Annotated in this window: 13 protein-coding genes; 4 read left to right on the top strand and 9 right to left on the bottom strand. The window is 65.9% G+C overall.

The window, feature by feature from the left end; all coding sequences use genetic code 11:
• Positions 1 to 101 precede the first annotated feature (101 nt).
• The 7 genes from NFG58_RS12135 to leuS form a co-directional block, all read right to left on the bottom strand.
• Complete coding sequence (locus NFG58_RS12135) at positions 102 to 527, bottom strand: DUF488 family protein (protein WP_213227178.1); 426 nt, start codon at positions 525 to 527, stop codon at positions 102 to 104.
• Positions 524 to 1468 carry a PA2778 family cysteine peptidase gene (locus NFG58_RS12130; protein ID WP_348826584.1) on the bottom strand — a complete coding sequence of 315 codons (945 nt, stop codon included), beginning with the start codon at positions 1466 to 1468 and terminating at the stop codon, positions 524 to 526. The genes NFG58_RS12135 and NFG58_RS12130 overlap by 4 nt, the downstream gene beginning before the upstream one ends.
• Positions 1469 to 1481: 13 nt before the next feature.
• Complete coding sequence (locus NFG58_RS12125; RefSeq protein ID WP_045992681.1) at positions 1482 to 1871, bottom strand: PA2779 family protein; 390 nt, start codon at positions 1869 to 1871, stop codon at positions 1482 to 1484.
• 148 nt (positions 1872 to 2019) lie between these two features.
• Positions 2020 to 3096, bottom strand: a complete 1077-nt coding sequence (locus NFG58_RS12120; RefSeq protein WP_348826583.1) for a GGDEF domain-containing protein — start codon at positions 3094 to 3096, stop codon at positions 2020 to 2022.
• Positions 3097 to 3297: 201 nt separating this feature from the next.
• Positions 3298 to 4359 (bottom strand): DNA polymerase III subunit delta, encoded by a 1062-nt coding sequence (holA, locus tag NFG58_RS12115; protein WP_045992656.1) that lies wholly within the window; start codon positions 4357 to 4359, stop codon positions 3298 to 3300.
• Between the two features lie 7 nt (positions 4360 to 4366).
• Positions 4367 to 4858, bottom strand: a complete 492-nt coding sequence (gene lptE, locus NFG58_RS12110) for an LPS assembly lipoprotein LptE (protein ID WP_253551926.1) — start codon at positions 4856 to 4858, stop codon at positions 4367 to 4369.
• Between the two features lie 111 nt (positions 4859 to 4969).
• Positions 4970 to 7546, bottom strand: coding sequence for a leucine--tRNA ligase (gene leuS, locus NFG58_RS12105; RefSeq protein WP_124803680.1), 2577 nt, complete (start codon positions 7544 to 7546; stop codon positions 4970 to 4972).
• Between the two features lie 231 nt (positions 7547 to 7777).
• Between leuS and NFG58_RS12100 the strand changes: the two genes are divergently transcribed.
• Positions 7778 to 8290 carry a zinc ribbon-containing protein gene (locus tag NFG58_RS12100; protein WP_045992653.1) on the top strand — a complete coding sequence of 171 codons (513 nt, stop codon included), beginning with the start codon at positions 7778 to 7780 and terminating at the stop codon, positions 8288 to 8290.
• 56 nt (positions 8291 to 8346) lie between these two features.
• Here the strand turns inward: NFG58_RS12100 and NFG58_RS12095 are convergent, their stop codons facing one another.
• The gene (locus tag NFG58_RS12095; protein ID WP_348828132.1) at positions 8347 to 9663 is read right to left on the bottom strand and encodes a hypothetical protein; all 1317 of its coding nucleotides are present in this window, start codon (positions 9661 to 9663) and stop codon (positions 8347 to 8349) included.
• 33 nt (positions 9664 to 9696) lie between these two features.
• Positions 9697 to 10602 (bottom strand): LysR family transcriptional regulator, encoded by a 906-nt coding sequence (locus tag NFG58_RS12090; protein WP_124803678.1) that lies wholly within the window; start codon positions 10600 to 10602, stop codon positions 9697 to 9699.
• Between the two features lie 265 nt (positions 10603 to 10867).
• Between NFG58_RS12090 and leuC the strand changes: the two genes are divergently transcribed.
• From leuC to leuB, 3 genes are all read left to right on the top strand, one after another.
• Positions 10868 to 12313, top strand: a complete 1446-nt coding sequence (gene leuC, locus NFG58_RS12085) for a 3-isopropylmalate dehydratase large subunit (protein ID WP_348826582.1) — start codon at positions 10868 to 10870, stop codon at positions 12311 to 12313.
• A gap of 3 nt (positions 12314 to 12316) precedes the next feature.
• The gene (gene leuD / locus NFG58_RS12080; protein WP_045992650.1) at positions 12317 to 12970 is read left to right on the top strand and encodes a 3-isopropylmalate dehydratase small subunit; all 654 of its coding nucleotides are present in this window, start codon (positions 12317 to 12319) and stop codon (positions 12968 to 12970) included.
• Positions 12971 to 13064: 94 nt separating this feature from the next.
• The gene (leuB, locus tag NFG58_RS12075) at positions 13065 to 14135 is read left to right on the top strand and encodes a 3-isopropylmalate dehydrogenase (protein WP_348826581.1); all 1071 of its coding nucleotides are present in this window, start codon (positions 13065 to 13067) and stop codon (positions 14133 to 14135) included.
• Positions 14136 to 14176: the final 41 nt, after the last annotated feature.

The following is a 14176-nucleotide window of genomic DNA, read 5'->3' as shown; positions in this document are numbered from 1 at the left end:
CACCTTTCTTGTCTGGGGTCGGATGGCTCCGGCTGGATCCGGTACCTGAGCGCTAGGCTATATCCGAAAAGTCGACGAGCGCAGGCACTTTTAGACAAGCCCTAGTGCTGGCCGCTCTCGTGGGCATAGCAAGGCGGCGAGGAGGGCAGGGCGTCTTCCTGATCTTCCTGGTGCAGTGCCTCGAGCAGGCGCTGGCGCAGCTCGGGCAGATGGGTGCTGTCGACATCGCGCGCCGCGGTCACCAGCGTCAGGCGGCCGCGCCGGGCCAGGCGCATCAGCGGATACAGCCGGTCGGGGTGGTCGCGTAGCTCGCCGCGGTAGCGAATCTCGAAGACCCTGGAACTGATCTCCTCAAGCTGATACTGGCGTCGCAGGGCATTGCTGGGTGAGGCCTCACGGTACCACTCGGTAAGCGCCAGGGACTCGCGGCTGCGTCCTCTGGGCCACAGGCGGTCGACCAGTACTCTGGCGCCGTCGTCGGGCTCGGGCGCCTGGTAGACGCCCTTGAACACGATGTCGTAGCTCATCGAGCTCCTCCTTGCTGTTCGTTCAGCGCCTCCCTGGCGCTTTGCTGCCAGGGCCCGTCAAGCGAAGCCGCACGCCTGAGCGCTTCTCGAGCCCCTTCGTCATCTCCTTGGGACGCCAGGGTGAGACCCAGGTTCAACCAGGCCGGCGCCAGCGACGGATCCTTGGCGCCAGCGCTGAGCCAGGCGTCGATGGCCGCGTCAGGCTGGCCCGCCGCATGGTAGGCGTTTGCCAGCGCGAAGTGCCCCATGGACTCCTCGGGAAAGCGATCAACCAGAGCTTGCCAGGCCGGCAGGCTTTGCGCTGGCCCCTGGACCCGTTCGAAGTCCGAGGTGGCCTGGATGGCCGCCTCAGGTGCAATCGTCACCGGCAGCTCTCCTGGCGTCAGTGCCACGAAGGCCCAGCGCTCGGAACGTTGCCAGGTTGCGTCGAAACGCCCGAAATCGGTGGCATCCTGACGGGTGACGCCGGTGCGCAGCAATACCTCTTCGCTCTCGAGATCGTAGCCGTTGACCACCGCGAAGTGCCACAGCGGGAAGGCCGGCAGCGACAGGTTCTGCAGTACCACCACCGGGCGGCCGGCATCGACCTCTTCGAGCAGCGAGGCGAAGCGCGGCGCCAGAGTGAACGGGATTCGCCCGTGCCGGCGACTGGCAGCCAGCATCTCGGGCTGGAAGCTGCCCTTGCGGCTGGGCACGTAGATTTCGGGGATCAGTTGATCGACGCCGACGTCGACCCCTGCATGGTTGAGCACCATGGCCAGTGTGGCCGGGCCGCACTGGTAATCACGCTGGGGGTGAAAGGGGACGTCTTCGAGGAGCTGGCGTTGGGGCAGCGTAGCGGTGACGCTGTGGTCCAGTTCGGGGGCGCTGGCACAGGCCGTGAGCCACATCACCAACGAAAGAGCGCCCGCCAGGCGGGCGCTCGAGACGAATGAGCGCATCACGCGCATGTCCTTAGCGGGTGAACGGGTAGACGTCGGTCAGACCCAGGATGTCGGTGACCAGCAGGATGACGAAGACCGCGAACAGCACGCCAATGACGCTGGCTCCGGCGGGCATCTGGTCGAGCTGGTCGGCCATCTGCTGAGCTTCGGCGTCGGACAGGGCGGCTACGCGGTCCTCGACCTCACCGGGATCGACGCCCTGGAGTTCGAGTTGCTGGCGTACGTCATCGCGGGCCAGCACCTGATGGATGCGTTCTCGGGCGTCCTGGCTCTGCTGGGAGGCCAGCACGTCGTTGGTCGAGGCCAGCGGGACCGAGGTGGCGGCCCCGGCGCTGGCGGCACCCAGGGTCAGGCACAGCATCAGAACGGTACACAGCAAGCGGCGCAGTCGTGAAGTCATGGGGGCTTCCTTGTTGATGGTGTCGGGAATTGTTCGATCCTTGGTGATGGCGACATGCATCCAGTGGCATCCTGCCCGCCGGATGCGTTGGCGACAACAGGAGTATAACGAAGGTGGTACAGGAATTTCATGCAGGTTGTTGGTTTCTCTAGCCCAGGCGGATGCAATTGCGTCCCTGATGCTTGGCCTGGTAGAGCGCCTGGTCGGCCCGCCGGTACAGGGTGGAGAAGTCGTCATCGGCATGGCTTGAGACGGCGATGCCGATACTGACCGTAAGGTTGGCGCCGGCCGCCGGCTGGGTCAGGTCGAAGTGCTCGGTTTCGTGGCGAATTCGTTCGCCGACGGTTTCGGCGTTGCGGGCGTCGGCCTGGGGCATCAGCAGGGCGAACTCGTCGCCCCCCAGACGCGCCGCCAGATCGCTGCGCCTGGCCACTCGCTTGAGCATCTCGCCGAAGGACTTCAATACCTTGTCGCCGGTGGGGTGGCCGTAGCCGTCATTGATGCGTTTGAAGTTGTCCAGATCCAGCAGCATCAGCGCCACTGGGCTGTCCGCTGGGCGCCGAAGGGCCAGCAGGTGGGGGGCCTGGTCGAGCCACTGGCGACGATTGTAGAGCTGGGTGAGGTCGTCGGTCATCGCCAGATAGCGCAGCGCGTTGCTGTGGCGTTCCAGGCGCAGCAGGGCGACAAACAGCACCGTGCCGACCATCAGTACCAGTCCCGTCAATACAGTGGCCACCAATGCCAGGCGTCGATCGAGCTTGCGCTGGTGCGACTCGGTCTGCATCAGATAGATGGCCAGCTCATCGATGGTCGAAGCGAGCCCCGGCAAGGTGTCGTCGATGTCTGCGGTGGTGCCAGAGAGAGGCGAAGGAGCGATCAGGTCGATCGAGTGCTCGGCACGTTGCAGGTAGCCGACCACGCTGTCCCGCTGGGAGGTGGGCAGTCGCGTGGCGGTGCCCGCCAGCGTCCGCAGACGGTGTTGGAGGGTGTCGGCCACTTGCGTGAGCTCGTGAGCCCGGGGCGAGTTGTCGATGCCGGCAAACTGCTTGAGTGAAGCGATGCTCGCCACATTTTCCTGAGACCGTGCCGTTTCGATGATGAGGGCGTCGCGGACAACGCCCATGGGCTGGCGCACCTGGCTCAGGTAGCCGAGCAACAGCAGGGCGCTGGCGGTCGAAAGCAAGGTGACGCCGGCGGCCAGAACCAGCGGGAAGACACGGGTCATGATGGGGGCACTCGCGGTCGCTGGCGACCAGACGCGCTGGGCGCCCAAGGGGTAATGATGCAGGTGCTTGCCCTATTCTATGCGCAGAGTACCCGCAGTGCGGGGTCATACCCCCATTGGCCGGGCTGACCTATCCCATCCTGGCGTCACAGGGGTGACGCCAGGCCACATCATGCGAGAGCAAGGAAGACGAATCGTCGGCTACGGCGCCACGCGATAGGACCAGGCCATTTCTGCCAGCAGTCCACGACCGCCAGCGAGGGTCAGCGCCAGGTCCTGAATGCCCTGTTCCAGCGGCAGGTCCGCTGCGCCCTTGATCGACAGGTCCAGGCGTTGGGCGAACATCAGAAGCTTGTGCAGACGCTTGAGTGGCAGGCGACGGATGGCTTCCTGGTAGGCGGGGCGCCGACGGTCGAAGATCGGAGGCTTCTGGGCCTTGCAGGCGTGCTCGAAGCTCTGGCCCTGATCCAGGTGCTGATGCAGTGACAGCAGGGTGCGAATCTCGCGGGTCAGGGCCCACAGGATGATCGGCGGCTCGGTGCCCTCGGCGGCAAGTCCCGCAAGGATACGCAGGACGCGCTCGCGCTCGGCTTTCAGACAGGCATCGACCAGGGTGAAGACGTCGTAGCGGGCACTGTTCTCGACCCCGCCGGCGACGTCACGGGGGGATACCTGAGCGCCAGGAGGAAGCATCAAGGCCAGCTTCTGCAGTTCCTGGTCGGCGGCCAGCAGATTGCCCTCGGTGCGCTCACCCAGCAGCCGGGCGGCGTCCAGCGACATCGACAGACCGTGGCGCTGGGCGCGGTCCCTCAGCCAGAAACCCAGGCGGGAAGGGTCGACCGGCCACACCGGAACGAACAGCCCCAGCTTGTCGAGCGCCTTGAACCAGGCGCTCTTCTGCTCGCGGGCGTCGAGCTTGGCGCAGCTGACCAGCAGGATGTTGTCGCTGCCCTGTGCCTGTTCGGCGTATTCCTTGAGCGCCTTGCCGCCTTCCTGGCCCGGCTTGGCGCTGCCCAGACGCAGCTCGATCAACTTGCGCGAGGCGAACAGCGACAGGCTCGCCGCCGACTCGGTGAGGCGGCCCCAGGCGAAGTTGGCCTCGACGTGGAGCACCTCACGTTCCTCGACGCCCGACTCGCGCGCACGTGCCCGGACCTGATCGCAGGCCTCCATGTGCTGCAGAGGCTCATCACCGGCGACGATGATGACAGGGGGTACGGACTTGGAAAGAGCGTCCGGCAGCTTGTCGGCAAAGACCTTCATGGGTGAATCAGGCTTCCTCGATGGCGCGCAGTCGGTCGATCATCTGGCGTACGGCCTCGCGGCGGGCATTTTCCAGGGCATCCGTGCGCAGCTCATCCTGGGACAGCAGGTTGTCGTCGGTGATCGAGAACTCCTCGAGCACCTCCACCGCCTGGCGATCGGCCAGGTAGGCGCCATCGCTTGCACGCTGGATCGAGTAGGGAATCCGCAGCACCAGTTGCTGGTCCTGAGAGCCGGTATCGAGCACGCCGACCTGACGGATGCTGACGTCTTCGCCACCCAGGTTGAGACGCAGCGACGCCGTCTCGTCGACGCGGGTGCCGAGGCTTTCCAGACGCTTGGTCAACTGCTCGGCGAAGGGGGTGTCGGCACCGTCGAGCGCCAGGCTGTCCAGGGACAGCACCTCGCCGCCGACGCCGCGCAGGTGGAAGCCGCAGCCCGCGAGCAGCAGGGCGGCGCCGGAGGCCAGGGTCAGACCAAGGAAGTGACGACGCTGCATGGGAACTCCTTGTCCAGCGTGAGGGAAAAACCGAAGGCACAGCCCTCGGCATCATGTCCTGGTATTACCGACAGACTGAAGCGGCGGGCGTGAGACGCCCGCCGCGAGCTGTCAGTTGGCTACGATGTTGACCAGCTTGCCCGGCACCACGATCACCTTGCGCAGGGTCTTGCCGTCGGTATGGCGCTGGACGTTGTCGTTGGCCAGTGCCAGCGCTTCGACGGCGGCCTTGTCGGCGTCGGCGGGCACCTCGAGGCGCGCACGCAGCTTGCCGTTGACCTGCACCACCAGCTCGATGCTGTCGCGCGCCAGGGCGCTTTCGTCGAACGCCGGCCAGGTGGCATCGATGACCGCGCCGTCATGGCCCAGTGAGCGCCACAGTGCGTGGCAGGCGTGAGGCGTGATCGGTGCCAGCAGCAGCACGCAGGCCTCGATCGCCTCGCGGCTGACCGCCAGGCCCTGAGGGCTGGTATCGCCGAACTTGGCGATGGCGTTGGTCAGCTCCATCACCGCGGCGATGGCGGTATTGAAGGTGGTGCGGCGGCCGATGTCGTCGCCGGCCTTCTTGATCGTCTCGTGGGTCTTGCGGCGCAGTTCGCGCTGGGCGTCGTCGAGCGAGGCGATGGCGGCGGCATCCAGCGCTGCCGGCGTACCGGCCTCCAGATGCTCGGCGACCAGACGCCACAGCCGCTTGAGGAAGCGGTGGGCGCCCTCGACGCCGGAGTCGGACCACTCTAGTGACTGCTCCGGGGGCGCGGCGAACATCATGAACAGGCGCACGGTGTCGGCACCGAAGCGATCGATCATGGCCTGGGGGTCGACGCCGTTGTTCTTGGACTTCGACATCTTCTCGATGCCGCCCATCTCCACCGGCTGGCCATCGCTGATCAGGGTGGCGCTGAGCGGGCGTCCCTTGTCGTCACGCTTGACCTCGACGTCGGCGGGGTTGAACCACTCCTTGCCGCCGTTGGCCTCGGGGCGGTAGAAGGTCTCGGCGATCACCATGCCCTGGGTCAGCAGGCGCTGGAACGGCTCGTCGGAGTCGACCAGGCCGAAGTCGCGCATCAGCTTGTGGAAGAAGCGGGCGTAGAGCAGGTGGAGGATGGCGTGCTCGATGCCACCGATGTACAGATCCACCGGCAGCCAGTAGTTGGCACGCTCATCCAGCATGGCCTCCGGGTTGTCGGCGCAGCAGAAGCGCGCGTAGTACCAGGAGGACTCCATGAAGGTATCGAAGGTGTCGGTCTCGCGGGTCCAGCCATCGCCCAGATCGCTGAACGCCGGCATCTTCTTGAGCGGCGAGCCGGAAGCGTCCACGGTGACCTCCAGCGGCAGCGCCACCGGCAGCTCGTCGTCGGTGAGCGGCACGGTCTGGCCCTCGGGGCCGTACTTGACCGGAATCGGCGCGCCCCAGTAGCGCTGGCGGGCCACGCCCCAGTCGCGCAGGCGGTAGTTGGTCTTGACCTCGCCGTGGCCGTCGCGCTCGAGGCGGCTGGCGATGGCGTCGAAGGCCGCCTGGAAGTCGAGGCCGTCAAACTCGCCGGAGTTGATCAGGCTGCCGTGCTCGACCCAGGCGCCCTGGGACAGGTCCGGGGCCTGGCCATCGGCGTCGGCGATCACCGCGCGGATCGGGAGTTCATACTTGGTGGCGAACTCCCAGTCACGCTGGTCGTGGCCGGGCACCGCCATCACCGCACCGGTGCCGTATTCCATCAACACGAAGTTGGCGACATACACCGGCACACGGTCGCCGGTCAGCGGGTGGATGGCCTCGAAGCCGGTGGCCATGCCGCGTTTTTCCATGGTCGCAAGCTCGGCTTCCGAGGTGCCGCCGTGGGAGCACTCCTCGAGGAAGGCGGCGAGTTCGGGCTTGCCCTCGGCGGCCTTGATCGCCAGCGGGTGGCCGGCGGCCACCGCCACGTAGGTCACCCCCATCAGGGTGTCGGGGCGGGTGGTGTAGACTCTGAGCGGCTCGTCGCCATCGACGTCGAAGGCCAGCTCGACCCCCTTGGACTTGCCGATCCAGTTGCGCTGCATGGTCTTGACCTGCTCGGGCCACTCGACTTTGTCCAGATCCGCCAGCAGCTCATCGGCGTAGTCGGTGATCTTCAAGAACCACAGCGGGATTTCCTTGCGCTCCACCGGCGCACCGGAGCGCCAGCCACAGCCGTCGATGACCTGCTCGTTGGCCAGTACGGTCTGATCCACCGGGTCCCAGTTGACGGTGGACATCTTCTTGTAGACCAGGCCTTTTTCCACCAGCTTGGTGAAGAACCACTGCTCCCAGCGGTAATAATCGCTGTCGCAGGTGGCGAACTCACGATCCCAGTCATAGGCAAAGCCCAGCGCCTTGAGCTGGGCACGCATGTAGTCGATGTTCTCGTAGGTCCACTTGGCCGGCGGTACCTGGTTCTTGATCGCGGCGTTTTCCGCCGGCATGCCGAAAGCGTCCCAGCCCATCGGCTGCATCACGTTCTTGCCCTGCATGCGCTGGAAGCGGCTGACCACGTCGCCGATGGTGTAGTTGCGTACATGCCCCATGTGCAGCTTGCCGCTGGGGTAGGGGAACATCGACAGGCAGTAGAATTTCTCGCGATCCTGATCCTCGATCGCCTTGAAACACTGGTTTTCATTCCAGAACTGCTGGGCGTCGTGTTCGATTTCGTGGGGCTTGTACTGGGCGTCCATCGCGGTCTTCGAGTACCTTGCAATCAAGGCGCGCCCAAGGCGGCGCGCAGGGTATGGGTATCGTCCGGCGGCAGGGTTGTGCAGAATCAAGGTTGATGCGGCCCTGTCACCGGCGCGGCAATGATGCCCGCAAGGATACCCCAGCAGCCCGGGGTCCGGCTATGGTGGGCCGCCAGTGTTCCGTTCGGGTTACCCCGAGCGGTCCTTGTCTGCATCAAGGAGGACACCGTCATGAGTGATCAACATTCTTCGTCCGGCGAACATCGTCTGCGCGACGGCTATGAGCGGGTACTGGCCCGGCTCAAGGAAGGGGCCGAGGACCTCACCTGGGACAACCTGCAGAAGGATCTCGATGACGCCGTGGAGTTCGAGGCGGAGCTCGAGGAGTACACCAAGGACGAACTGGCGCTGCTCAGGGCCTGGGTCGAACGTGATCTCAAGGACATGCGCCGCTACCTGGCTGCCGGCGGCGAGGGCGTGGCCAGCTGGCTCGGCATCGACCTGACCATCCTGTCGCGCAAGGTGGTCGACTCGCTTTTGTCGATCGCCGATCGCAGCGTGATCGAGCGCGAGCAGCTCGAGGACGACCTCGAGGCCTCCCGTGCCGACTACACCGCCGGCGAACTGGCGGCGCCGGGACGCATGTCCTGCGTGCACTGCGACGCCGTGGTCGAACTGCACGGGGTCAAGCGCATCGAGCCCTGCCATCAGTGCGGCCATCGCTACTTTGGGCGTGTCGGCTGACGTCCGCCGACCGCGCTGTCGGCGCAATATCAGGTGGCAATCGTCTGGCGTGCGGCTCAGGCCGATACGGCCTGGGCCAGACAGGCGATCGCCACCAGCACCAGCGCCGACATGACCAGAGCGTAGTGTAGATTGTGCTTCATCATGCGATAGCCACTGATCCCGTAGCGCCCCTGCAGTGACAGGTTGATGCCCGACAGCGGGCCGACGGCGGTGCCCACGCCCCAGGACGCCAGGGCGACGAAACCGAACAGGGTCTGGTGGGGGCCATCCAGATCCAGCATCGAGGCCAGCACCGAGATGCCGATGATCGGGTGCAACCCGGCGATGGCACTGGCAACGATGGCCACATAACTCAGCATGGCGGGCCCCACGCCAAAGTCGGCAAACAGTGTCCAGTCACCGTTGGTGGCGGCGGCGACCAGGATCGAGAGTCCCTTGGTCAGAAGTCCCGCACACAGAAACAGGGTGATTTCGCCGCGCATGCCCGGCAGTCGGTAGTGAAGGTGGCGAATAAGGCGTTCTCGGGTCGCTGCAGCGCCCCTGGCCAGGTTGGCGGCCAGCGCCAGCATCGGCATCAGGAAGGTGATGATGCTGACGATGGTCAGAGACGGTGTGATGACGTAGTGAAACACCATCACCAGTCCGGCCACGCTGGCCGGCATCAGCAGACTGCGGGGGGACAGTGAAAAGCCAGGGACCTCGCTGACGTCGAAGCGGCGTGACAGTTCGAACACGCTGTAGAGTCCGCCGGCAAAGGCCAGCGGCAGTCCGGCGGCCAGCACCGTGGTGTATTCAAGCGATGGAGCCAGGGAGACCGCCACGCCCATGGCGGCGAAGAACGGCGACCACATGGCGGCGCTGGAAAGCCCTCGGTTGAGCCCCAGTAGTTGAACCTCGAGCAGACGACCGCGGCGCTCCAGGCGATCGCCGACCATGAAGACCGCGGACAGGTTGAGGATGGCCCCGAGCAGCTGCACCCCCAGCCAGGTCCCGGCCAGACCTCGGCGCCCGGTCACCGGTTCGCTGTTCGGTGGCCCCTCCGAGGGGCGCCCGATCAAGGCGATAAAGCTCACCCCTACCAGCATGGCCACCACGAAGGCGTTGCCATCGAGCAAGGTGGTGATGTCGGGGGTGGCGTCGAAGCCCACCACCGCCAACACCAGAAAGGCAAGCCCCAGCACCGCCAGCACGCCGGCCTGCCACTGATTGCGCCGGGGAATGTCCGGCCACATCAGCAGGCTGGCGGCCCACAAGGGCAGGCTGACGCTCCAGCTCGGCAGCCCGTCGAGGCCCAGGCCCGCGATCTGCGTCAGCAGGCCCGCCAACGTCAGTGCGCCGGCCAGACGGTGTCGCGGTGGAGGGAGAGGCATGCGAGTCATACAGACGTCCCTGTGGTGGTGCGCTCAAGGCGAGGCGGGGTTTGCCACGGCTTCCTGGTCGAGGCATTCGAGCAGCGAGCGGGCGGCGTTGGACAGGGTGCGGTCGCGGTGCACCAGGTAGCCGAGCGGGCGCTGTATGGCAGGCTCCTCGAGGGCCAGCCGGACGAGTCTTTCGCTGGCGATGTCCCGCTCGACCATGGGGTCGGGCAACAGACTCCAGCCAAGCCCGGCCGAGGCCATCATCTTGAGGGTTTCCAGATAGTTGGTCGACTGTCCCACCCGCGGCGCCAGACCGTGCCTGGCCAGCCGCTCGAGGATCAGCTGGCGGGTGAAGGTCAGTGGCCCCGGTAACAGGGCGTCATGCTCGCACAGGGTCGCCAGGGTTACGCGGCTCTCCCGGGCGAGCGGATGCTCCGGGGCGGCAACGAAGGTCATGTCGTCGACCCACACTCTGGTGGCGCGAAGCTGAGGGTCGGGGTGGGCCGACAGGGTCACCAGGGCCACCTCGATATCGCCGTCCAGCACGCCCTGGTAGGCCTGCTCGGAGTCGAGAAAGCGCAGGTCGAGGCGCACCTCCGGGTAGCGCTTGACGTAGCTGCCCAGCACCGGCGGCAGCCGGTGCAGGCCGATATGATGGCTGGTGGCCAGGGTCAGCTCTCCGCTGACCTCGTCGCTCAGGTTGCTCAGGGCCCGGCGGCTGTCGTCGACCATGACCAGGATCTGGCGTGCCCGCGGCAGCAGCAGCCGCCCGGCTTCGGTCAGACTGACGCGGCGGCCGATACGGTCGAACAGTCGGGCGCGCGTCAGTGCCTCCAGGCTGGCGATACGCTTGCTGACGGCCGGCTGGGTGAGGTGAAGCTGTTCCGCCGCGCGGGAGAAGCTGCCGCTGTCGGCCACGGCGAGAAAGGCCTGCAGGCTCTGGGTATCCATGGCGGTGCTCCCGGGGCGGATGACGAGGAAACGTGGCGACGATTTGCCGGGTAATGATGTATTCCACTTGGGAATCGTTTGAATAAATAACATGAATTGATTTTATTGGCGAGTGGCGCGACACTCGACCTATCCCATCCCCGGGCAAGGCCCGCGGGACCGGCAAACGACCGTTTTCGATCAACCGAGAGGGGCGGCTTCAGAACGACCGACAGGCCCACCGCCAGCGTGGCGCCTGGAGCCAAGCCCCCGGAGGAGACACCGCATGGCAGGCCAGACACTCTACGACAAGTTGTGGCGGCAGCACCTGGTCAAGGAGCGCGACGATGGCACCGCGCTGATCTATATCGATCGTCAACTGCTGCACGAGGTGACCTCGCCCCAGGCCTTTGAAGGTCTGCGTCTGGCCGGGCGCAAGCCGTGGCGGCTGGACGCCAACCTGGCGACCCCGGACCACAACGTGCCGACCACCGTGAAGGAGCGTTCCGAGGGCAACAGCGGGATCAAGGATCCGGTATCACTGATCCAGGTGCAGACGCTTGACGACAACTGCGAGGCCTTCGGTATCGAGGAGTTTCGCATCAATGACCCGCGCCAGGGCATCGTCCACGTGGTCGGCCCCGAGCAGGGTGCGACGCTGCCGGGCATGACCGTGGTGTGTGGCGACTCCCATACCGCCACCCACGGCGCCTTTGCCGCCTTGGCCCATGGCATCGGCACCTCCGAGGTCGAGCACGTGCTGGCCACCCAGTGTCTGCTGGCGCAGAAGATGAAGAACATGCAGGTTCGCGTCGAAGGCGAGCTGGGCGAGGGCGTCACCGCCAAGGACGTGGTGCTGGCGATCATCGGCGAGATCGGTACCGCCGGTGGCACCGGCTACGCCATCGAGTTTGCCGGCAGCGCCATCGAGAGCCTGTCGATGGAAGGTCGCATGACGGTGTGCAACATGGCCATCGAGGCCGGAGCCCGGGTCGGCCTGATCGCGGTGGACGACACCACCATCGAGTATCTGGCCGAGCGCCCCTTTGCCCCCAGCGGCGAGCAGTGGGCCGCCGCCGTGGCCGACTGGCGCGAGCTGGTCTCCGATGCCGACGCCGTGTTCGACAAGGTGGTGACGCTGGACGCTGCGTCCATCGAGCCTCAGGTCAGCTGGGGCACCAGCCCCGAGATGGTCACCGGTGTCAGCGGTGAGGTCCCGGATCCCGCCGAGGCCGATGACGACACCGCGCGCACCGGCATTACCCGGGCGCTTGAGTACATGGGGCTGTCACCGCGCCAGAAGATCACCGATATTCGCCTCGACAAGGTGTTCATCGGGTCCTGCACCAACTCACGCATCGAGGATCTGCGTGAGGCGGCCAAGGTGGCCCGTGGTCGCAAGGTCGCCGACAGCATCCAGCTGGCGATGGTCGTCCCGGGCTCCGGCCTGGTGAAGCGCCAGGCCGAGGAGGAAGGGCTCCACAAGGTGTTCATCGAGGCCGGCTTCGAGTGGCGTGAGCCCGGCTGCTCCATGTGTCTGGCGATGAACGCCGACAAGCTCGGTGCCGGCGAGCATTGCGCCTCCACCTCCAACCGCAACTTCGAGGGGCGTCAGGGTTATGGTGGTCGCACCCACCTGGTCAGCCCTGCCATGGCCGCCGCTGCCGCCATCGCCGGCCACTTCGTCGATGTGCGCCAGTTTGATTCCACCACCGCTCGCCAGGAGGCCTGAGCCATGCAAAAGTTCGAACGCCTCGAGGGTCTGGTCGCGCCGATGGATCGGGCCAACGTCGACACCGACCTGATCATCCCCAAGCAGTTTCTGAAGTCGATCAAGCGTACCGGCTTCGGCGTCAACCTGTTCGATGAACTGCGCTACCTCGACGAGGGCCAGCCCGGTCAGGACGTCAGCCAGCGCCCGTTGAACCCGGATTTCGTACTCAATCAGCCGCGTTATCAGGGTGCCCAGGTGCTGCTGGCACGGCGCAACTTCGGCTGCGGCAGTTCCCGTGAGCATGCGCCCTGGGCGCTGGAGGATTTCGGCTTCCGCGCGGTCATCGCGCCGAGTTTCGCCGATATCTTCTACAACAATGCCTTCAAGAACGGCATCCTGCTGATTACCCTGCCTGAAGAGCAGGTCGACCGGCTGTTCGCCGAGGTCGAGGCCAACGAGGGCTACCGTCTCGATATCGACCTCGAGCACCAGCGTGTGGTGACCCCTGGCGGCGAGATCCTCGAGTTCGAGGTGGACGCCTTCCGCAAGCACTGCCTGCTTGAAGGCCTCGACGATATCGGCATCACCCTCAAGGACGAGGCCGCCATCGCCGACTTCGAAGCGCGTCATCGCACCGCTCGCCCTTGGCTGTTCCGCGAGCCGGCCAAGGCGTAGACCTGTCTGTCATCGACAGCTGGCCCCGCCCGATGGCGGGGCTTACGATTCTCTCGATCTTCATCTTTCTGCCAGCTTTCAGGAACCCCATCTCATGACCCGCAAGATTCTTGTCCTTCCCGGTGACGGCATCGGCCCCGAGATCACCGCCCAGGCCAGCCGCGTGCTCGAGGCGCTCAAGGCCAAGGGGCTCGACGTGGACGTGGAGGAAGCGCTGGTAGGCGGCGGCGCCTATGACGTCCACGGCGTGCCCTTGCCCGAGGAGACCCTGGCCAAGGCGCGTGCGGCGGACGCCATCCTGCTGGGGGCCGTAGGCGGCCCCCAGTGGGACACCATCGAGGACCTTTCCAAGCGACCCGAGAAGGGGCTTCTGGGGCTGCGCAAGGAGCTGGGGCTGTTTGGCAACCTGCGCCCGGCCATCCTCTATCCGCAGCTGGCGGAGGCCTCGACCCTCAAGCCCGAGGTGGTGTCCGGGCTCGATATCATGATCGTGCGCGAGCTGACCGGCGGTATCTACTTCGGCCAGCCTCGCGGCGTCGAGGAGCGTGACGGTGAGCGCGTCGGCTTCAACACCTACGTCTACAGCGAGAGCGAGATCGAGCGCATCGGCCGGGTGGCCTTCGAGATGGCGCGCAAGCGTGACAAGAAGCTTTGCAGCGTCGACAAGGCCAACGTGCTGGAGGTCACCATCCTGTGGCGCGAGGTGATGGAGCGCCTGTCCGCCGAGTACCCGGACGTGGAGCTGTCGCACATGTACGTGGACAACGCCGCCATGCAGCTGGTGCGCGCGCCCAAGCAGTTCGACGTGGTGGTGACCGGCAACATGTTCGGCGACATCCTGTCCGACGCCGCCGCCATGCTGACCGGCTCCATCGGCATGCTGCCGTCGGCCTCGCTCAACGAAGGCGGCCAGGGCATGTACGAGCCTTGCCACGGCAGCGCCCCGGATATCGCTGGCCAGGGTGTCGCCAATCCGCTGGCCACCATCCTCTCGGTGGCGATGATGCTGCGCTATTCGCTCAACGAGCCGGCCATGGCCGAGCGCATCGAGGCTGCGGTGGGCAAGGTGCTGGATCAGGGCCTGCGCACCGCCGACATCGCCTATCCGGGCACCCGCCAGGTGTCCACCAGTGAGATGGGGGATGCGGTGCTGGCGGCGCTTTAACGCCTTTGTTAATGGTGCTGGCGCCCGGCAATCGGGCGTCG

The organism is Halomonas sp. RT37 (genome assembly GCF_040070525.1).
In the GTDB taxonomy this organism is placed as follows: domain Bacteria; phylum Pseudomonadota; class Gammaproteobacteria; order Pseudomonadales; family Halomonadaceae; genus Halomonas; species Halomonas litopenaei.
The sequence above is the reverse complement of the archived record's forward strand: the minus strand, read 5'-3'. Positions and strand labels throughout refer to the sequence as shown.

Bases quoted from the DNA above. Each gene is read 5' to 3' on its own strand.
- NFG58_RS12120 (WP_348826583.1), bottom strand. From the start codon at position 3,096: ATGACCCGTGTCTTCCCGCTGGTTCTGGCCGCCGGCGTCACCTTGCTT.
- NFG58_RS12135 (WP_213227178.1), bottom strand. From the start codon at position 527: ATGAGCTACGACATCGTGTTCAAGGGCGTCTACCAGGCGCCCGAGCCC.
- NFG58_RS12095 (WP_348828132.1), bottom strand. From the start codon at position 9,663: ATGCCTCTCCCTCCACCGCGACACCGTCTGGCCGGCGCACTGACGTTG.
- NFG58_RS12125 (WP_045992681.1), bottom strand. From the start codon at position 1,871: ATGACTTCACGACTGCGCCGCTTGCTGTGTACCGTTCTGATGCTGTGC.
- leuB (WP_348826581.1), top strand. From the start codon at position 13,065: ATGACCCGCAAGATTCTTGTCCTTCCCGGTGACGGCATCGGCCCCGAG.
- holA (WP_045992656.1), bottom strand. From the start codon at position 4,359: ATGAAGGTCTTTGCCGACAAGCTGCCGGACGCTCTTTCCAAGTCCGTA.
- leuD (WP_045992650.1), top strand. From the start codon at position 12,317: ATGCAAAAGTTCGAACGCCTCGAGGGTCTGGTCGCGCCGATGGATCGG.
- NFG58_RS12100 (WP_045992653.1), top strand. From the start codon at position 7,778: ATGAGTGATCAACATTCTTCGTCCGGCGAACATCGTCTGCGCGACGGC.
- NFG58_RS12090 (WP_124803678.1), bottom strand. From the start codon at position 10,602: ATGGATACCCAGAGCCTGCAGGCCTTTCTCGCCGTGGCCGACAGCGGC.
- lptE (WP_253551926.1), bottom strand. From the start codon at position 4,858: ATGCAGCGTCGTCACTTCCTTGGTCTGACCCTGGCCTCCGGCGCCGCC.
- NFG58_RS12130 (WP_348826584.1), bottom strand. From the start codon at position 1,468: ATGCGCTCATTCGTCTCGAGCGCCCGCCTGGCGGGCGCTCTTTCGTTG.
- leuS (WP_124803680.1), bottom strand. From the start codon at position 7,546: ATGGACGCCCAGTACAAGCCCCACGAAATCGAACACGACGCCCAGCAG.
- leuC (WP_348826582.1), top strand. From the start codon at position 10,868: ATGGCAGGCCAGACACTCTACGACAAGTTGTGGCGGCAGCACCTGGTC.